Annotated in this window: 14 protein-coding genes and 1 pseudogene; 9 read left to right on the top strand and 6 right to left on the bottom strand. The window is 57.9% G+C overall.

The window, feature by feature from the left end:
• Positions 1–62: 62 nt before the first annotated feature.
• Positions 63–1,016 (top strand): annotated as a pseudogene (locus WJM78_RS06385) (IS630 family transposase).
• A 96-nt stretch (positions 1,017–1,112) separates the two neighbouring features.
• On the opposite strand, the gene WJM78_RS06380 reads toward WJM78_RS06385, so the two are convergent.
• The 3 genes from WJM78_RS06380 to aspS all read right to left on the bottom strand — a co-directional run bounded on the left by WJM78_RS06380 (position 1,113) and on the right by aspS (position 5,610).
• Complete coding sequence (locus tag WJM78_RS06380; protein WP_339014526.1) at positions 1,113–2,729, bottom strand: phosphoethanolamine--lipid A transferase; 1,617 nt, start codon at positions 2,727–2,729, stop codon at positions 1,113–1,115.
• Positions 2,730–3,010: 281 nt separating this feature from the next.
• Entirely contained in the window at positions 3,011–3,751 is a 741-nt protein-coding gene (locus tag WJM78_RS06375; RefSeq protein ID WP_005313105.1) for a YebC/PmpR family DNA-binding transcriptional regulator, read from the bottom strand.
• Between the two features lie 92 nt (positions 3,752–3,843).
• Positions 3,844–5,610 (bottom strand): aspartate--tRNA ligase, encoded by a 1,767-nt coding sequence (aspS, locus tag WJM78_RS06370; RefSeq protein WP_042036886.1) that lies wholly within the window; start codon positions 5,608–5,610, stop codon positions 3,844–3,846.
• Positions 5,611–6,041: 431 nt separating this feature from the next.
• Between aspS and WJM78_RS06365 the strand changes: the two genes are divergently transcribed.
• The 6 genes from WJM78_RS06365 (at position 6,042) to WJM78_RS06340 (ending at position 12,356) form a co-directional block, all read left to right on the top strand.
• On the top strand, positions 6,042–6,890 hold the full coding sequence (locus WJM78_RS06365) for a DUF72 domain-containing protein (protein WP_339014522.1): 849 nt from the start codon (positions 6,042–6,044) through the stop codon (positions 6,888–6,890).
• 389 nt (positions 6,891–7,279) lie between these two features.
• Positions 7,280–8,023 carry a carboxy-S-adenosyl-L-methionine synthase CmoA gene (gene cmoA, locus WJM78_RS06360; RefSeq protein ID WP_042036883.1) on the top strand — a complete coding sequence of 248 codons (744 nt, stop codon included), beginning with the start codon at positions 7,280–7,282 and terminating at the stop codon, positions 8,021–8,023.
• A gap of 3 nt (positions 8,024–8,026) precedes the next feature.
• Positions 8,027–9,004, top strand: a complete 978-nt coding sequence (gene cmoB, locus WJM78_RS06355) for a tRNA 5-methoxyuridine(34)/uridine 5-oxyacetic acid(34) synthase CmoB (protein ID WP_108535783.1) — start codon at positions 8,027–8,029, stop codon at positions 9,002–9,004.
• Positions 9,005–9,086: 82 nt separating this feature from the next.
• Positions 9,087–9,845, top strand: coding sequence for an ATP-dependent zinc protease (locus tag WJM78_RS06350; protein ID WP_181364625.1), 759 nt, complete (start codon positions 9,087–9,089; stop codon positions 9,843–9,845).
• A gap of 3 nt (positions 9,846–9,848) precedes the next feature.
• The gene (locus WJM78_RS06345; RefSeq protein ID WP_339014518.1) at positions 9,849–11,387 is read left to right on the top strand and encodes an inactive transglutaminase family protein; all 1,539 of its coding nucleotides are present in this window, start codon (positions 9,849–9,851) and stop codon (positions 11,385–11,387) included.
• Between the two features lie 3 nt (positions 11,388–11,390).
• On the top strand, positions 11,391–12,356 hold the full coding sequence (locus WJM78_RS06340) for an alpha-L-glutamate ligase-like protein (protein ID WP_042036878.1): 966 nt from the start codon (positions 11,391–11,393) through the stop codon (positions 12,354–12,356).
• Between the two features lie 136 nt (positions 12,357–12,492).
• On the opposite strand, the gene WJM78_RS06335 is transcribed toward WJM78_RS06340, so the two are convergent.
• A complete protein-coding gene (locus WJM78_RS06335; protein ID WP_042036877.1) occupies positions 12,493–13,095 on the bottom strand; it encodes a peroxiredoxin C in 603 nt (200 codons plus the stop codon).
• Between the two features lie 146 nt (positions 13,096–13,241).
• Between WJM78_RS06335 and WJM78_RS06330 the strand changes: the two genes are divergently transcribed.
• Positions 13,242–14,150 (top strand): hydrogen peroxide-inducible genes activator, encoded by a 909-nt coding sequence (locus WJM78_RS06330; protein ID WP_108535784.1) that lies wholly within the window; start codon positions 13,242–13,244, stop codon positions 14,148–14,150.
• 83 nt (positions 14,151–14,233) lie between these two features.
• Here the strand turns inward: WJM78_RS06330 and WJM78_RS06325 are convergent, their stop codons facing one another.
• Complete coding sequence (locus WJM78_RS06325) at positions 14,234–16,081, bottom strand: leukocidin family pore-forming toxin (protein ID WP_339014513.1); 1,848 nt, start codon at positions 16,079–16,081, stop codon at positions 14,234–14,236.
• An 837-nt stretch (positions 16,082–16,918) separates the two neighbouring features.
• Here WJM78_RS06325 and WJM78_RS06320 point away from each other — a divergent pair.
• Complete coding sequence (locus tag WJM78_RS06320; protein ID WP_339014510.1) at positions 16,919–17,143, top strand: hypothetical protein; 225 nt, start codon at positions 16,919–16,921, stop codon at positions 17,141–17,143.
• On the opposite strand, the gene WJM78_RS06315 is transcribed toward WJM78_RS06320, so the two are convergent.
• Positions 17,107–18,963 carry a leukocidin family pore-forming toxin gene (locus tag WJM78_RS06315; RefSeq protein ID WP_339014507.1) on the bottom strand — a complete coding sequence of 619 codons (1,857 nt, stop codon included), beginning with the start codon at positions 18,961–18,963 and terminating at the stop codon, positions 17,107–17,109. The genes WJM78_RS06320 and WJM78_RS06315 overlap by 37 nt on opposite strands.
• Between the last annotated feature and the right edge of the window lie 714 nt (positions 18,964–19,677).

Genomic DNA, 19,677 nt, shown 5'->3' with positions numbered 1-19,677 from the left:
TCCAGTTTGTGCGATCTCATTAGTCGCCAAACAAAACAAGCCACACCCAAAGAACTGAGTTGATGCCTATCTTACCACCCCTGCCACGGCCACCCACAGCGCGCCGCATTCACAAAATCATCCATGCCACTCGTGATAAAGGGCATGCTCGTCGCTTAATGGCCATCTTGCTGTTACATGAAGGAAGGACGCACGATCACTGATGTTCCCCAGCTTACTGGCGCGGCTCGCTCGACCATAGGCCGTTGGCTTCTGTGGTATAGAGATGAAGGGGTAGATGCGTTAGAAACCTTACCAGCAGGCCGTACCCCTGTCTTGCCTGTCGCCAAGATTGTCACCTTACTGGTGCTGCTCATGCAGTTTTCTCCGCAAGATTTTGGTTATCAGCGCAGCCGTTGGTGTACCGAACTATTGGCCATCAAAATCAATCTTTGCGGATAAAAGACCCTGCCTATCAGGAAAAAATGGCGAATATCGAGGCTGCACTGGCCCGCTGTGATGCCAATAACCCGGTGTTTTATGAGGATGAGGTCGATATAGATCTCAATCCAAAATTAGGGGCTGACTGGATGCTCAGAGCACAGCAAAAACGTGTTGTCACACCGGGGAAAAATACCAAGCATTACTTGGCTGGTGCTCTCCATGCAGGCACCGGAAGAGTGCTTTACGTCAGCGGGATAAAGAAGAACTCATCCCTGTTTATCGCCATGCTGGAGAAGCTGCGCTTTCACTACCGGCGAGCCAAAAGCATTACGCTGCTCCTCGATAACTACATCATTCACAAAAGCAAACAGACCGAGCAATGGTTGAAGAATAATCCCAAGTTCTGTCTGGTATTCCAGCCAGTCTACAGCCCTTGGATTAATCTTATAGAACGGCTGTGGCACAAGTTACATGAAACCATCACGCGCAATCACCAATGCTGAGTCATGGCCAACCTGCTGACTCGAGTGAAACACTTCATGGATACAGTGTCTTCTTTCCCTGGGAATGGCTATGGCACAGCGAAGGTGTAGCACTATTAGGATCAGCTATTTAGATCTATCTCAGTCGCTCAAATGACAACAACACATCTTTAACTTGCCATACGACATGTTTTTGAAGTGAACGTTTCACCCCGCTCTACACGGCTTGAACAGGTCCAGCGCACCATCGTAGACGCTGGTTTGTACATCCATGATCCCCAACATGGAGTGAAACAGGTTGTCGTGGGAGAAACGCTGGCTGCCCGCCTCCACCGCCAGACAGCCCATATCCAGCTGGCGATCGGCCTGCAACTGGGGCGAGAACCAGGTCAGCAGCGGCACCCGGGTCTGATCATCCGGCGCGAATTTGTAGGGAGTGCCGTGCAGGTAGAGCCCCATGGCACCGAGGGATTCGCCGTGATCGGAGAGATAGACCAGCCCCACGTTGTAGTCATTCTGCAGCGTCTTGAGCTTGTCTATTAGCTGTGACACCACCTTGTCGGTGTAACGTATGGTGTTGTCATAACTGTTGACCAGCTCCTCATTACTGCAGTTCTCTATGTCGCTGCGCGGGCAATCCGGCACGAAGAAGCGCTCGGAGGCGGGGTAGCGCCGATAATAGGTCGGGCCGTGGCTGCCCATCAGGTGGAAGGCCACCAGCTTGTTGCCCTTCATCTGCGCTATCTGCTGATCCAGCCCTTCCAGCATCACCTCGTCGTAGCAGGAGCCTTGCTGGCAATACTGCGGAAACGCCTTGGCCTCTATGTCTATGGTGGGCACGTTCTTGCACACCCCCTTGCAGCCGCCGTCGTTCTCTTTCCACAGCACAGAGATACCTGCGTGTTGCAGCACATCCAGCATGCCATCCCGCGACTGGGCCAGGGTGTCGTCATATTCCCGGCGCGTGAGATTGGAGAACATGCAGGGCACCGAGACAGCCGTGGCGGTGCCGCAGGAGCGTACGTTGCGAAACGAGACCATGCCCGCCTCCTGCTCGGTGAAGCTGTTGGTCTGCTTCCCGTAGCCGTTGAGGGAGTAGTTCTGGCTGCGGGCCGTCTCCCCCACCACCAGGAACATCAGGGTCGGCTTGCCGCCCTGCCCCACCACTTTGGCATCCGTCCCCAGCAGCTGATAGGGGATGGGGGTGGCAAACAGGATATCCGTGGCATAGCGATAGAGACCGTGCACATAGTTGGCGGGCACTATCTCCTTGCCGAGGGACTTGTTGTTGCGCCCGACCGAGGCGTAATCCTGGTAATAGAGGGCGGCCACTCCCACCAGAAACAGCAGCGACAGGGCGATGGAGCCAAGGCGCAACCCCACTCCCTTATACCAGGGGCTGGGATAGGTTATGTTCACCCACAACAAGGCCAGCGCTGGCAGCACACCGGTCAGCAGGAACCAGAGCGCGACCGATCCATTGAGATAGGCCGCCGCCTCCCCGCTGTTGGTCTGGGCTATGTTCTGCACCATGCTCACGTCGAAGATAACGCCGTACTTGAGCATGGCGTAGCTGACCACAGAGCCCATCAGGATCAGCAGCACGAAGAAGGGCTTGAGCAGATAGCGGAAGGTAAAGGGCAGAAACACCGCATTGAGCGCGGCCAGCAGCACCAGGGGGATAGAGAGGGCAAAGCCCGCCTTGACGTGCTCCAGCTGGGTGAGAGTGCGGTAAAAGTGCAGGAAGATGGGCCAGTTGAACACCAGTGCAAACAGCAGCACCAGCAACAGATTCACCTTCATCACTCCCAGGGTGATGCGCATAACGATACTCCGACAAACCAAGCAGGACGGGAGCCCCTGCATGGGGCACCGGTTGTGAGTGCTCGCTTGCCGCGCCTCCTGAAGGCAAGCGCGGCAAGGGGCTGGGGCGCCCGGACACTGCAGGCAACTTAAGTTGCCAAACTTAAGGGAAAATTAAGGCGGGCAATGCCATGGTCGGCACGATCTTCAGGTGCCAGCTCATCATAAGAAAAACGGCAGCCGAGGCTGCCGTTTTAGCGGGGGCGAACAGAGCGTCGCCACCTGAGTGTTCACGGACCGGATTACAGGGTCGCGGCGACTTCGTCGGAGATGGAGCCGTTGTGGTACACCTCCTGCACGTCGTCCAAATCTTCCAGCATGTCGATCAGACGCATCAGCTTGGGCGCGGTTTCCGCATCCAGCTCGGCCTCGGTGGAAGGGATCATGGTCACTTCGGCGTTCTGTGCCTTGAAGCCGGCGGCTTCCAGCGCATCCAGCACGGTACCGAAATCGTTCGGGGTGGTGTACACCTCGATGGAACCATCCTCTTCGGTCACCACGTCGTCGGCGCCCGCTTCCAGTGCCGCATCCATCAGGGCGTCTTCATCGACACCGACGAAAGTCAGCAGCCCTTTCTTGCTGAACAGGTAGGCGACCGAGCCATCGGTCCCCAGGTTGCCGCCGCTCTTGCTGAAGGCATGACGCACTTCCGCCACGGTACGGTTACGGTTGTCGGTCAGACACTCCACCATCACGGCGGAGCCTGCCGGGCCGTAGCCTTCGTAGACGATGGTCTCGAGCTGCTCGCCGTCGCCACCACCGGCCCCACGCGCGATGGCGCGGTTGATGGTTTCGCGGGTCATGTTGCTGGTCAGGGCTGCCGTCACTGCCGCACGCAGACGCGGGTTGTTGGCGGGATCCGGATCGCCGATACGGGCAGAGGTGGTGATTTCACGGATCAGCTTGGTGAAGATCTTGCCGCGCTTGGCATCCTGAGCTGCCTTGCGGTGTTTGATGTTGGCCCATTTACTGTGACCTGCCATAGAGACTCTCCGTTATATTTTTTAGATTTCAATAACACAAAGTGACCGGGTAGGCCGCGCTGGGCGCGGCCGGGACTATGCCGGATGCCGGCTTATTCATCACCCTTGACGGTCGTCGCAATCGCCAGTTCGCTCATCTGCGCCTGGTTGGCAAAGCTGGGGGCGTCAGTCATCAGACAGGCGGCCGCCGTGGTTTTCGGGAAGGCAATCACGTCCCGGATGTTGTCGGTACCGGTCAGCAGCATGCTCAGGCGATCCAGGCCGAAGGCCAGACCGGCGTGCGGCGGGGTACCGTACTTCAGCGCATCCAGCAGGAAGCCGAACTTGAGGCGCTGCTCGGCCGGGGTGATACCCAGGATGTCGAATACAGTGGCCTGCATCTCGCTGTTGTGGATACGCACAGAGCCGCCACCCACTTCGTAGCCATTGATGACCATGTCGTAGGCGTTGGCATAGGCGCTGAGCGGGTTGGCTTTCAGCTCGCTCGGGCCCAGGTTGCTCGGGGCGGTGAAGGGGTGGTGCATGGCCGCCAGACCGCCTTCGCTGTCTTCCTCGAACATGGGGAAGTCGATGACCCACAGCGGCTTCCAGCTGTTTTCCATCAGACCCAGATCGCGGCCCACTTTCAGACGCAGGGCACCGATGGCATCGGCCACCACTTTCTTGCTGTCTGCGCCAAAGAAGATGATGTCGCCGTCGGCCGCGCCGGTACGGGTCAGGATCTCACGCACTATCTCATCGGAGAGGAACTTGGCAACCGGAGACTGTACGCCTTCGAGGCCGCTTCCAGCATGATTGACCTTCATCCAGGCCAGGCCCTTGGCACCGTAGATGCCGACAAACTTGGTGTACTCGTCGATCTGCTTGCGGGACAGCTCGGCGCCGCCCGGCACTTTCAGGGCTGCCACACGGCCTTTCGGGTCGTTGGCAGGGCCAGCGAACACGGCAAACTCGACATTAGTCAGCAGGTCTGCCACATCGACCAGCTCCATCGGCAGACGCAGGTCCGGCTTGTCGGAGCCAAAACGACGCATGGCTTCGTCGAAGGTCATCACCGGGAAGTCGCCCAGATCCACGGCCAGCACGTGTTGCCACAGGTTGCGGATCATCTCTTCCATCAGCTCGCGCACTTGGGGCGCTGTCATGAAGGAGGTCTCCACGTCGATCTGGGTGAATTCCGGCTGGCGGTCGGCACGCAGGTCTTCGTCACGGAAGCACTTGACGATCTGGTAGTAGCGATCGAAGCCCGACATCATCAGCAACTGCTTGAACAGCTGCGGGGACTGCGGCAGGGCGTAGAACTTGCCCTTGTGCACCCGGCTCGGCACCAGATAGTCACGGGCACCTTCCGGGGTGGCCTTGGTCAGCATGGGGGTTTCGATGTCGAGGAAGCCGTGCTCGTCCATGAAGCGGCGCACGAAGGCGCTGGCCTTGGCACGGGTCTTCAGGTACTTGGCCATCTCGGGGCGACGCAAGTCCAGATAACGGAACTTGAGGCGCTGCTCTTCGCTGTTGACCTGGTTGAAGTCCAGCGGCAACGGCTCGGCGCGGTTGATGATGGTGAGCTCGTGGGCGAACACTTCGATGGCGCCGGTGGCCATGTCGCTGTTGCGCTGGGAGTCGGGACGGGTACGTACCACGCCGGAGACCTGAATGCAGAACTCACCGCGCAGTTCGGAGGCCAGGGCGAAGGCGTCCGGCTTGTCCGGATCGAAGAACACCTGCACGATCCCTTCCCGGTCACGCATGTCGATAAAGATGAGGCCGCCCAGGTCGCGACGACGATGGACCCAACCGCACAATGTAATGGTCTGCCCAGCATGGGCCTCATTGACCTGTCCGCAATAAATAGAGCGCATGGACTTCTTCCTTCGAAATTGTAGAGAGACGGTGAACCTGGGTCGCCGGGCACGACTGGCAAGCACCGTCTGTCTCACAGCTGGCCAGAGTCTTGTTCTTGCCCGGTTTGAAATCTGTCTCATACCGTCCGACCCCCGGGATCGGACACCTGCCACCGATATCGGCTCGACCAGAGGCGGCTGGCAAGCGGCCGGGCAGTCGGTCAGAGGGCATCGGAAAGCGTCGTTGTTTGGCCAATTCATGGCCGCTACCGTCGCCACAATATGCGCACAGCGGCGTGAGTCACAACCATTGGCAAACAAAAGGGCTGGCATTATAGAGGAAAACCCCCATTTGGGTAAAATGGCCAGCAGCCCCCTTTGCCCTGTTTTTTACATCTCAAGACAAAAAATGGGCGCAAAACGAGATAAACCCGCAGACAGGATCCGCCATGAGCCTCTTTTTGGGCCTGCCACAATGGTCACACCCGGCCTGGCCCGGTCAATTATTGGGCGTGGGCGCCAAACCCGCCGAGCACCTCGCCCACTACGCCCGGGTGTTCAACACGGTAGAAGGCAACACCACCTTCTACGCTTCGCCGACCCCCGAAACAGTGCGACGCTGGGCCGATGCGGTGCCCGCTCACTTTCGCTTCAGCTTCAAGTTTCCGCAGACAATCAGCCATCAGAGCGATCTGGTGAATGCCGACAAACAGGTGACCGACTTTATCCGGCTGCTCACCCCGCTGCACGACAAGCTGGGGTTGCTCAAGCTGCAACTGCCTGCCCGCTTCGGCCCGAGCGGCCTTCCCCGTCTCGCTGAATTCTTCAACCGGCTGCCGACACAGTTTCGCTATGCCCTCGAGGTGCGCCACCCCGATTTCTTCGCCAAAGGCGAGGCAGAGCGAAGCCTGAATCGGATGCTGATGGAAAACGGCATCAACCGCATCATGCTCGACAGCCGGCCGCTGTTCTCTGTGCCGGCCACCACGGCAGCCATGATAGATGCCCAGGGCAAGAAGCCCAGACTGCCAGTGCATCTGTTGGCTACCGCCAGTGCCCCCGTGGTACGGCTCATCGGTCTGCCGGATCCGGCCGCCAATCGCCCCTTCCTGCCAGGCTGGCTACCCCACTGGCGTCAGTGGCTGGCGGAGGGAAAGGATCTCTACCTCTTTATACATACCGCTGACAATGCCCAGTCACCCGAGCTGGCCCGTCAGATAACCCGCCTGCTGGGTCAGGAGATGGCCCCCTGGCCGGGGGAAAACGATCGCGCGCGCCAGGGCGTGCTGCGCTTTTAGTCAGCCATGTCACCGACCATCGGACGGGCGTAAAAAAAGCCGCTTTTTTGTGGCTGGACGGGGCTCGGCGTCAAGACAAACGCCCATCAATCCTCTACACTAGCGCCCCAAGCAAGGGGCCTGCCGTTGACCATTGCAATTCATTGCAACAAACAGCGCGGCTCCATATAAGGGGCCTGCCGTTGACCACTGCAATTCATTGCAACAAGCAGCGCGGCTCCGGATCAAGGGCCCGGATAATGGCCCATTGCGAACAGGACAGGCCCGAAGGATCTCACGGCCAGCCACCCCGTTCGTAAACCGGTGATAAAACAACCCTGAAGGGTGTCACCCAACGACTCAATTGAACAAACAGTCGGTTCATATACCGAGTGTCAGGTTGCGCCAGCATGCATACCAAAGACCAGATTTTTGCCGCCCCTATCGCCCGATTGGGGGACTTTTGCTTTGACGAACAGGTCGTCGATGTCTTCCCCGACATGATCCAGCGGTCGGTGCCGGGCTACAGCAACATCATCTCCGCCATCGGCATGATGGCTGCCCGCTACGCCCAGCCGGGAAGCCATTTATACGATCTCGGCTGTTCGCTTGGCGCCGCCACCCAGGCCATGCGCCGCCACGTGACCCAACCGGGTTGTCACATCACGGCGGTCGATCTCTCCCATCCCATGATCGAACGCGCCCGCGCCCACCTCTCTGGATTCAAATCCGAGGTGCCAGTGGAGCTGGTCGAAGCGGACATCTGCGACGTCGCTATCGAGAACGCCTCTGTGGTGGTGCTCAACTTCACCCTGCAGTTCGTGGACCCCGAAAAGCGGATGACCTTGATCCAGCGCATCTTTGATGGGCTGCGCCCGGGCGGCATCCTGATCCTGAGCGAGAAGTTCCGCTTCGACGATGAGCCGGTCAATGAGCTGCTCATCGATCTGCACCTGGATTTCAAGCGGGCCAATGGCTACAGCGAGCTGGAGATAAGCCAGAAGCGCAACGCCCTCGAAAACGTGATGCGCACCGACAGCCTGGCGATACACAGAGCCCGCCTGCGAGACGCCGGTTTCGTTCACCAGGATCTCTGGTTCCAGTGCTTCAACTTCGGTTCCATGATTGCCATCAAATCCAGCGACACCAACTAAGCCATGATCGACTTTGCCCATTTTTATCAACTGATCGCCAAAAACCGGCTGAGCCACTGGCTGCATACCCTGCCCGCCCAGCTGCACGCCTGGCAACATGACAACCAGCACGGGGACCTGCCGCGCTGGAACCGAGCCCTCAACAAGCTGCCGGTGGTATCCCCCGGACACATAGAGCTGAAAAGCCGGGTCGAGATAGGCGGGGCCGAGAGCCTCGGCGAGGGGGAGCGCAAGAAGGTCGAGAGCCTGCTGCGCCACTTCATGCCCTGGCGCAAGGGCCCGTTCACGGTGCACGGCATCCACATCGACACCGAATGGCGCTCCGACTGGAAGTGGGATCGGGTATTGCCCCATATCAGTCCGCTGGCCGGTCGTTATGTACTGGATGTGGGCTGCGGCAGCGGTTATCACCTCTGGCGCATGGTGGGGGAAGGGGCCAAACTCGCGGTCGGCATAGATCCGAGCCCCCTGTTTCTCTGCCAGTTCGAGGCCATCCGCCACTTTCTCGGCGGCGACCAGCGCGCCCACCTGCTGCCGCTGGGCATTCAGGAGCTGCCGGCGCTGCGCGCCTTTGACACCGTCTTCTCCATGGGGGTGCTCTATCACCGCAAATCCCCCATCGAGCACATAGAGCAGTTGCGCAATCAGCTCAAAGACGATGGCGAGCTGGTACTGGAAACCCTGGTGATCGATGGCGGCGTCAACGATGTATTGGTGCCCACTGATCGCTACGGCAAGATGCGTAACGTCTGGTTCATCCCCTCAAGCACCGCGCTCAAGCTCTGGGTCGAGCGCTGCGGATTTACCGATGTGCGTATCGTGGACGAGAATATGACCAGCACCGACGAACAGCGTCGTACCGACTGGATGATAAATGAATCACTGAGCGATTACCTGGACCCCCAAGACCCAGCGCTCACGGTGGAAGGACACCCGGCGCCGAAACGTGCCGTACTGATTGCCAGAAAGGCCAAAGACTAGCCGATGGCGCCTGTGGAAGTTACACTGACCCAATTCCAGGAAGCACAGTTAAATGAATGACATGAAAAGCAAATTTAAAGGAATGACCCTGCTCTCCCTGCTCAGTCTCGGCGGGTGTGTCAGTATGGAGAAAGCGCCCCCGGTACCTACCTTGACGCTGGCCGAGCTTCGCACCGAGATCACGCTGAGCGAGCAACGTCTGCAAACATCCATGGAACAGCAACAGAAGCAGTACGTGCAGCAACAGCACCTGCTGGTTCAGCTCAACACTGATGTCAACAACATGAAAGAGTCCGTGAAAAAAGTCGATAGCAAGCTCGAATCCTTGCCGCCCGAGCCACCCAAGCCCATGGCGATCCCGACCGAGAAGTGCCAGGCGCCAAGCCAGGGCCACACGGTCGATGGCAAACTGCTGGTCGGTGAAGCCGAGTGGATCTGGGTAGACGCCGCCAATGACGCCTTCCAGGCGCGGGTCGATACCGGTGCCACCACCTCCTCCATCAGCGCCCAGGACATCACCATCTTCGAGCGCAACGGCAAAAACTGGGTGCGCTTCTTCCTGAGCCACCAGGAGATGGATGACAAGATCCAGATCGAAGCACCGCTGGTGCGTCACGTGCGGGTGCGTCAGGCTTCCGCCGACGACCTCGACCGTCGTCCGGTGGTCCGTCTGGCCGTGCGCATTGGCGACATGACCGAGAAAGCCGAATTTACCCTCAAAGATCGCAGCGACATGACCTTCCCCGTGCTGCTGGGTCGTGAGTTTTTGAAAGACATCGCCGTCGTTGATGTGGCCCGCGAGTATATCCAACCCAAACCCAAGCTCAAGGATGTGAAATAATCCATGGTTTCCCGTAAGCCGTTCTATTTGCTGGTCGCCCTGCTGTACATTGTCGGCTTGGGGATGACGTTTTATCACCACATAGCGTTGGATGTGCCGCTCACGCCCGGTGAAAAGCGCCAGATCTGGTCCATCGAAGCCAAACTGGAATTTGAAGCCACCGGCGAACCTGTGATCGCCTCCCTGGCCATTCCGGGCACTCAGCCCGGTTTCACCCTGATGAACGAGAACGCCGCGAGCCCGGGCTATGGCCTGTCGTTTGTCGAGAAAGACGGTGATGCCCGCGCCGAGTGGTCGATCCGTACCGCCTCCGGCCGTCAGGAGCTCTACTACCGCGTCGACATGATGGCAGATGCCCATGCCAAACCGGCCGCCAACCCGCAGCCGCCGGCCATAGAGAAGCAGATCGAGAGCGAGCCCTACGCCACCGCCATGAAGCAGATCCTGGAGCGTGCCCAGGAGCGCTCTGCCGATGGCTATACCCTGACCCGCGAGATCATCAAGGAGATCGAGAAGCAAGAGCAGAACGCCGAGCTGCTGAAAAAGCACAAGACCCGCGCCAACCTGATCGCCGAGCTGCTCAACAATGCCAATGTACCGGCCCGCGTGGTGCAGGCCCTGAGCCTGGAAGATGGTCGCCGTCGTCAGGAGCTGGTGGATTATCTGCAGGTGTTCAACAACCCGACCGACTACAAGCTGTTCAATCCGCAGACCGGTGAACAGGGCCGCCCTGCCAACCTGCTGCTGTGGGAGTACAACTCCGGCGCCCTGCTGGACGTGACCGGTGGCCACAACTCCCGTGTCACCTTCTCGATGATCGAGCAGGAGCAACCGGTCAACGTGGCGCTGGCCCAGAAATTCGAGAAGTCCGATATTCTCAACTTCTCCATCCACGGCCTGCCGCTGGAAGAGCAGACCCTGTTCAAGGGCTTGCTGCTGATCCCCATCGGTGTGCTGATGGTGGTATTCCTGCGGGTTATCGTCGGGATCAAGACCTCCGGCACCTTCATGCCTGTGCTGATCGCGGTCGCCTTTATCCAGACCCAGCTGATTACCGGTCTGGTGGGTTTCCTGCTTATCGTCGGGACCGGCCTCATCATCCGTTCGTACTTGTCGCGGCTCAACCTGCTGCTGGTGGCGCGGATATCGGCCATCATCATCATGGTGATTTCGATGATCGGCATCTTCTCCGCGTTCGCCTTCAAGCTGGGGCTGACCGACGGCATGAAGATCACCTTCTTCCCGATGATCATCCTCTCCTGGACCATCGAACGTATGTCCATCCTGTGGGAAGAAGAGGGCTCGAAAGAGGTGTTCCGCCAGGGTGGCGGCTCCCTGCTGGTGGCCATCATCGCCTACCTGGCGATGGACAACGAACTGATCCGCCACCTCACCTTCAACTTCCTCGGCCTGCAGTTGGTGCTGATGGCGACCGTGCTGCTGCTGGGTAACTACACCGGCTACAAGCTGAGCGAGCTCAAGCGTTTCAAACCGCTGGTGAACGAGATCGAGTCTGGCGCCACCCCAGGTAAGGACAAGTAACAGATGTGGTTCTGGGAAAAATACACCACCCCGTGGAGCCTGTCCCAGGCAGGCATCCTCGGTATGAACAAGCGTAACCACTCCTACATCAGCCGCTACAACCCGCGCAGCCTCTATCCCCTGGTGGATGACAAGCTGCAGACCAAGCGCATCGCACTGGATGCGGGGGTGACGGTGCCGGAACTGATCGGCACCATCCGCGCCCAGCACGACGTGACCCGCATCACCACGCTGGTCAAGGATTGGCCGGGTTTCTGCATCAAGCCGGCTCGCGGTTCGGGCGGTAAAGGGATCCTGGTGATCCTGCGTCAGCAAGATGGTCTCTTCTACAAACCCAACGGTAGCGCCAGCAACGGTCAGGATCTGGAGCGTCATGTCTCCAACATACTGGCCGGCCTCTATTCGTTGGGCGGCAAGCCCGACGTGGCGCTGGTGGAGGGCCTCATCAACTTCGATGATGTCTTCGATGGCTACTCATTCGAAGGGGTGCCCGATGCGCGGGTGATCATCTTCAAGGGCTTCCCCGTGATGGCCATGATGCGTCTCTCCACCGCCGCCTCCGACGGCAAGGCGAACCTGCACCAGGGCGCTGTGGGCGTGGGCCTGTGTCTGCGCACTGGCCGGGCACTGCGGGCGGTGCAGTTTGGCAATCCGCTGCGTCATCACCCGGATACCGGCCTCGATCTGTATGAACTCAAGGTGCCCCACTGGGACACACTGCTGACCCTGGCGGCCTCCTGTTACGAAATGTCGGGCCTTGGCTACATAGGCACCGACATGGTGCTGGACAAGTTCCGTGGCCCCATGCTGCTGGAGCTCAACGCCCGACCGGGCCTCGCCATCCAGATCGCCAACGGTCGGGGCCTGGTGCCCAATCTCAAGACCATAGAGAAGCTGGGCCAGGTCAAGATGAACGTGGAGCAGAGGGTCAACTTCGCCAAGGATCACTTCGGTATCTTCGACGAATAGCCTGACGACCTGACTCGCAACAGCGCGCCTGTGGGCGCGCTTTTTTATTGCTGACATTCGGTTAGGTAACGAAAAAAAGAGATAAAAAAACCGATGCCTTGGCATCGGTTTTTCAGTATCCAGTACGCAGTCGTTATTACAGGGACGCAGCGTTCTCGGACAGATACTTGGCAACGCCATCCGGAGAGGCGGTCATGCCTTTTTTGCCTTTTTCCCACTGAGCCGGGCAGACTTCGCCGTGCTCTTCGTGGAATTGCAGGGCATCGACCATGCGCAGCATCTCGTCGATATTGCGGCCCAGCGGCAGATCGTTGACGACCTGATGACGAACAACACCGTTCTTGTCGATCAGGAAGGAACCACGGAAAGCAACGCCGGCTTCCGGATGCTCAACGTCATAGGCTTTGCAGATGTCGTGTTTCACGTCGGCGATCAGCGGGTACTTGACCTGACCGATACCACCCTCTTCCACTTTGGTGTTGCGCCATGCGTTGTGGGAGAACTGGGAATCGATAGAAACACCGATCACTTCCACGCCACGCTTCTGGAACTCTTCATAACGGTGATCGAAGGCAATCAGCTCGGACGGGCAGACGAAGGTGAAATCGAGCGGATAGAAAAACAGGACGGCTGCCTTGCCTTTGATGTGGGATGACAGGGTGAAAGTGTCAACAATCTCACCATTACCCAGAACAGCTGCAGCGGTAAAATCAGGTGCGGGACGGCCTACCAATACCATATTCAATTCCTCTTTATGTGAAGTGAACAATCCTGTCAGGATTGGGCTACCTAGAGCCAAGTCCGTCTAATTGAAGCGACAAACTATAGACCCGGTGGTAGATTAGTTAAATCAAATTAAATAGATAGCATTAATCGGGTTTTCCTATGCAACGTTGGCCCAGCCTGAAACAGCTGCAATATCTGGTCGCTCTCGACGAGCACAAGAACTTCAACCGCGCCGCCAAGGCCTGTCACGTCAGCCAGTCCACCCTCAGTACCGGGATCCAGACGCTGGAAGATATGATGGACCTGCAACTGGTGGAGCGGGACCACAAGAGCTTCATTATGACCCCGGTCGGCATGGAAATCGTCGAGCGCGCTCGCAATTTGCTCTCAGATGCACGGGATCTGATGGAGCTAGGCCAGCATCAGGGCGGGGTCATGCATGGCACGGTGCGACTCGGTTGCATCCCCACCATCGCCCCCTTCCTGCTCAGCAAGCTGCTGCAGGTATGTGGCAAGAGCTATCCTGAGCTGGAATTATTGCTGCGTGAAGACACCACCACCAACCTGCTCAAGCAGCTGGAGCAGGGGCAACTCGACTTGCTGATCCTGGCGCTGCCGGTAGAGATCGGCGGCTTCCACTGCAAGATGGTCGGCCAGGATCCCTTCCACATGGTGATGCCCGCCAGCATGGCGGCCGCTCTGCACACCCCGTTCGATTACAAGGAGCTGCCCAACCAGAGCATCTTCCTGCTGGAGCGGGAGCACTGCCTCACCGAGCATGCGGTGAGCGCCTGCCGGTTGCAGGACAAGAGCAAGATCAACCCGTTCGCCGCCACCAGCCTGCACACCCTGGTGCAAATGGTCGGCGCCGGGCTCGGCACCACCTTCCTGCCGCAGATGGCCATCGATGCCGGTATCCTCGACAACACGGATTTGGTGGCCATTCCCCTGCCGGGCGAGACGCCGTACCGCGAGATAGGCCTGGTGTGGCGTCCCAGCACCACCCGGGTGCAGACCTTCTACAAGCTGGCCGAGCTGCTCACCCCGCTGATCGAACCCAAGGCCTGACTCTCGGCTGACCCCCATGAAAACGCCGGCAAGTTGCCGGCGCTTTTATTGGTCAAGATACGAACACTCAATCACTTACCGGTTTACTTTTCGAAGGAAAAGACCCGGGTGTAGTTGGTCAGGGTACGCAGGCTGACGTCACCAGGCAGGGCATTCTCGTCATAGAGCGCCAGCGCCCCCGTCTGCTTGTTGTGACCCAGCAGCTTATTGGCGTACTCGTTACTCAGCAGATCGCTCCCCGACTTCCACGTCCAGCGCTGTCCCTGGCTCAGGCTGCAACGCTGCAACTGGCCCAGGTTGTTGGCATCAAGGCAGTAGCCGGTATCCCGCGCGCTGACATAACGACCGTACTGGTCATAGATGAAAGACTGGTCGGTCGAGGTCTCGTTACACATCACGGCGCTCACGCCTTGCTGGGCATTGGCGCTCAGGCAACGGTTATCAACGCCCCCCAGCTGCAGATTGACCGGGCGACCGCCGGTAAACACCGGGTGGTTCCAGTCCACCGTGAAACGTTCGGATGCAGTCACCCGTCTGCGCTTGTCGGTTTCCTCAAAGCCTTGGTAGTCGATACGAACCGGGATCCACATGACCGTGGTCTGAACGGCACCGGTGTAGATGGGACGGATGTTGACCGAGGAGTCAATGTTAAACACGGTGGTGCCCGTCTCGTCCGGTTTCGCCTTGTAGATGACGTCCAGATTAGGCACGAACCCCTTGTAGCTGAGCGGCTTGATACGGCGGTGATCCACGTAGTACTTGAGGTCAGTGGGGAGGCTCTGCTTGGTGACGAGCAGGGAGTCCGCGCTCGCGTACTGCTCCCGCACCCAGCTGAAACTCACCTTCTGGGCGTTTGGCGCCGAGCGCTCGACCCGGTAGTCCTGGGTGTTATAGGCGAGCTGGCGCTGCTGGCTGAACTTGGCCGAGGCATCCAGCTTGACCTTGGGCCCATCCTTGTTCACCTCGCCCCCGCCGGTCACCCCCACCTCGAAGCCGGAGATCTCACGATTATCATAATTGGTGTTGAGGTTGTTGGGCAGGCTCTTGAGCACAGACGCCTTGGTGTTGGAGGCTGCGATGGTGAAACTGTAGTCCTGGGCGATGGCATCGGTGGCCCAGTCCATCACCCAGCCCCACAGCGGGAACCCCGAGTTACCTGACCAGGAGAGCTCGTTGTTGAGCTGAATGCCAGCACCGGCCGACTCCTCATCCAGCGAGATCCGCACCAACTTGGCGTCCGGCGTGGCGGCGCCCGTGGTGCCAAATTGCAGGGAGCGCATCAGATTGACCCGGTAGACCAGCGAGATGTTCGCCGAATCGCAGAACACCTTGTTACCCTTGTCCCACTTGATCGAGCGCGGGAAGGTGCACTCGGCGTTGCTGATCGGGCGGTTGACGTTGAGATAGAAGGCCACGTGAGGCAAGCTGGCGTCAGCGGCGGCTGGCTGGATCAGGGAGCGTTTGCCTCGCTTGGCAAGACTCTCGACCCGCTCCATCACCTGATAGAAGGCCGGATCATCGACGCCCCCCAACGGGGTAAACAGCAGCGCCCCCTTGTAAGCGGAGACCAGCACCCAGTCGGCATCGAACGAAATACCGGTCAGCCGCTCCATGGCTTTTTTGGCCTGTTGACGCTCGTCCTTATCCGTGATGGCGCTGAAATCGATGAAGACGCGCTCACCCTGCACCAGCACGCGTTCGTGCAGCTGCTCAGGGGTCAGCCCCTTGGTGGCTTGCTGCTCATCCAGCCAGATGCTGGCGTTGAAGTAGACAAGTCCCTGCTCCGATTGCAGGCTGGCCAGCATGGTGATGCCCTGATCGGTACGCTCGCCTATGTCTTCGGCCTGCACGCTGCCTGCCAGCAAAGCCAGGGTGAGCAAACTGAGAGTGGGAACCCGAGTAATGAATTTGCGTGGTTTTTTATTTTTCATTGTTAACTCCATGTCGAAGCACGCCAGACTATTTCCATCATGAGGCGAAACAGCACAACCCTATTGTTGATGGTTATATTTCGGCGTTATTCTGCTTGCTTGCCGAACAATGCCAACCATTTTTATCGCCGTGAATGAGCAGATGTTCATGGTAGGTCTTTCATATGACAAAACAAGGACTACGATACAGTCTAGGGTGGAATATTCGGCGCTTGCCGATACTATTACACGGTTGTCGCGCTGTCATAGCGCTGCCCCTTTTTGATGTGGGCGACACCTGTTTTGATCCTCGCGCCCCTGTTCATCGGCCTGAACGATGAAGCGGAAGCCTGATGCCTTGCGCATTCTGCCGCGAGGAAACACTCAGGGCTATGAGATCAATATCATGGGGCGACCCTCCTCTGTCTGGTGATATTGTCAGCCAACGCCCGCCACAGGCTGAATATTGCTCAGTGAACCGATGACGGAAATAAACTCAGATATATTTCGTTTTCTTCCATCATATGGATGACGGGCGTGACATGTCTCGCTACCAGCTTTAATACCATTTTATCATAACAAACCTTCCTGATACTCAAATGTGACACAGGTCACACTGTGGCATCAGCAATATTAATCATAAAATCATTTGTATTTAAATGGAATAATTACGTTAATATTGAAATGCTCATTCCAGATAATCGCCAGATATTATTAAATATGAATACTATCGATAATATAACCTCACTCGGTCTATGTCCTTGCTGGATGCTCAGGTGCTGTTGATTGCCAGCCAGGCTATGTTCGAGCCCCAAACCCCGCTTATGATGAGCGGATCACCTGGTCAAAAGAGCCCCCATGCATAGCAAGTTACTGCTGCCCCTGTTGGTCGGCGCCGGGCTCGGCACCACCCGGGTAGAGACCTTCTACAAGCTGGCCGCGCTGCTCACCCCGCTGATCGAACCCAAGGCCTGCCTCTCGGCTGACCTCCATGAAAACGCCGGTAAGTTGCCGGCATTTTTATTGGTCAAGACACCAACACTCAATCAGTTGCCGATTGGCGACCCGAAGATCCGGGTGTAGGCGGTCAGGGTACGCAGGCTGACGTCACCAGGCTGGCCATTCTCGTCATAGAGCGCCAGCGCCCCCGTCTGCGTGTTGTGCCCCAGCAGCTGATGGGCGCGCAGGTTGCTCAGCTGATCACTCCCCGGTTTCCACTCCCAGCGTTGTCCCAGACTCAGGCTGCAGCGCTGCAACTGGTCGAGTTTGTTGGCATCCAGGCAGTAGTCGGTATCCCGCGCACTGACATAGCGGCCGTACTGGTCATAGATGAAGGACTGGTCGGTCGAGGTCTCGCTACACGTTACGGCGCTCACGCCTTGCTGGGCATTGGTGCTCAGGCAACTGTTGTCAACGCCCCCCAGTTGCAGGTTGACCGGGCGACCGCCGGTAAACACCGGGTGGTTCCAATCCACCGTGAAGCGGGTGGAGGCAGCCACCCGTCTACGCTTGTCCTCATCTTCGAAGCCGTGAAAGGAGGCATGCGCTCCCACCACGTAGAAATGCTGGTAGATGCCGGTGTAGATGGGGCGGATGTTGACCGAAGAATCAATCGTGAACGTGGTGCTACCCTGCTCGTTGGGTCCCGCCATGTAGATGACGTCCAGATTCGGCACGAAGCCCTTGTAGCTGAGCGGCTTGATGCGGCTGTGATCCACAGGGTACTTCATATCCCAGACGCCGGCCGTCTGGGAAGAGAGCAGAGACTCCGCGTTGGCATATTGCTCCCGCACCCAGCTGAAACTCACCTTCTGGGCGCTGGGGGCCGAACGTTCGACCCGATAGTCCTGGGTGTTGTAGGCGAGATGGCGCTGCTGGCTGAACTTGGCCGAGGCATCCAGCTTGACCTTGGGCCCATCCTTGTTCACCTCGCCACCGCCGCTGACCCCCACCTCGAAGCCGGAGATCTCGCGATGCTCATACTTGCTGTTGAGGTTGGTGGGCAAGCTCTTGAGCACGGCCGCCTTGCCGTTGGAGGCTTCGATGGTGAAACGGTAGTCCTGGGCGATGGCATCGGTGGCATAGTCCCACAGCCAGCCGTCGAGCACGGCGTAATCGACAACGTTCTCGCTCCAAGTCAGCTCTTCGTTGAGCTGGATGCCGGCACCGGCCGACTGCTCATCCAGCGAGATCCGCACTATCTTGGCATCCGGCGTGGCAGAGCCCGTGTTGCCAAATTGCAGGGAACGCTCCAGATTCACCCGATAAACCAGCGAGATGTTCGGCGAGTCACAGAACAATCGATCCCCCCGACCCCAGGTGCGCGAACGCGGGAAGATACACTCTGCAGCGGTGATCTTGCGATTGACGTTGAGGTAGAAGGCCACATGTGGCAAGCCGGCGTCGGCGGCGGCCGGCTGGATCAGGGAGCGTTGGTCCCGCCTAGCAAGACTCTCGACCCGCTCCATCACCTGATAGAAGGCCGGGTCATCGACGCCCCCCAACGGGGTAAACAGCAGCGCCCCCTTGTAGGCGGAAACCAGCACCCAGTCCGCATCGAACGAGATACCGGTCAGCCGAGCCATGGCCTTTCTGGCCTGTTGCCGCTCGTCCTTATCCGTGATGGCACTGAAATCGATAAAGACGCGATCCCCCTGCACCAGCACGCGTTCGCGCAGCTGCTCAGGGGTCAGCCCCCTGGTGGCTTGCTGCTCATCCAACCAGATGCTGGCGTTGAAGTAGACAAGTCCCTGCTCCGATTGCAGGCTGGCCAGCATGGTGGTGCCCTGATCGGTACGCTCGCCTATGTCTTCGGCCTGCACGCTGCCTGCCAGCAAAGTCAGGGCGAGCAAACTGAGAGTGGGAACCCGGGTAATGAATGTGCGTGGTTTTTTATTTTTCATTGTGAACTCCATGTCGAATCACGCCAGACTATTTCCATCATGAGGTGAAACAGCACAACCCTATTGTTGATAGTTATATTACGGGGTGATTCTGCTTGCTTGCCGATCAGTGCCAACCATTTTTATCACCGTGAATGAACAACGTGTTTATGGTGGGTCTTTCATATGACAAAACAAGGACTACGATACGCTCTAAGATAGAATATTCGGCGCTCGCCGATACTATTACACGGTTGTCGCGCTATCATAGCGCTGCCCATTTTTGATACGGGCGACACCTGTTTTTCCCTGTTCATCGGCCTGAACGATGAAGCGGGAGCCTGATGCCTTGGGCATTCTGCCGCGAGGAAACACTCAGGGCTATGAGATCAATATCATAGGGAGCCCCTCCTCTGTCTGGTTATATTCGCCCGACACAGGTTACATATTGCCCAGTGAACCGACGGCGGAAATAAACTCAAATATATTTCGTTTTCTGCCATCATATGGATGACGGGCGTGACATATCTCGCTACCAGCTGTAATACCATTTTATCATAACAAATCACCCTGATACTCAAACGTAACACATGTCACACTGTAACATCAACAATATTAACCATAAAACCACTTATATTTAAATGGAATAATTACTTTAATATTGAAATGCTCATTCCAGATAATCGCCAGATATTATTAAATATGAATACTATCGATAACATAACCTCACTCGGT

It is taken from the genome of Aeromonas popoffii, from assembly GCF_037818705.1.
GTDB lineage: Bacteria > Pseudomonadota > Gammaproteobacteria > Enterobacterales > Aeromonadaceae > Aeromonas > Aeromonas popoffii.
The sequence above is the reverse complement of the archived record's forward strand: the minus strand, read 5'-3'. Positions and strand labels throughout refer to the sequence as shown.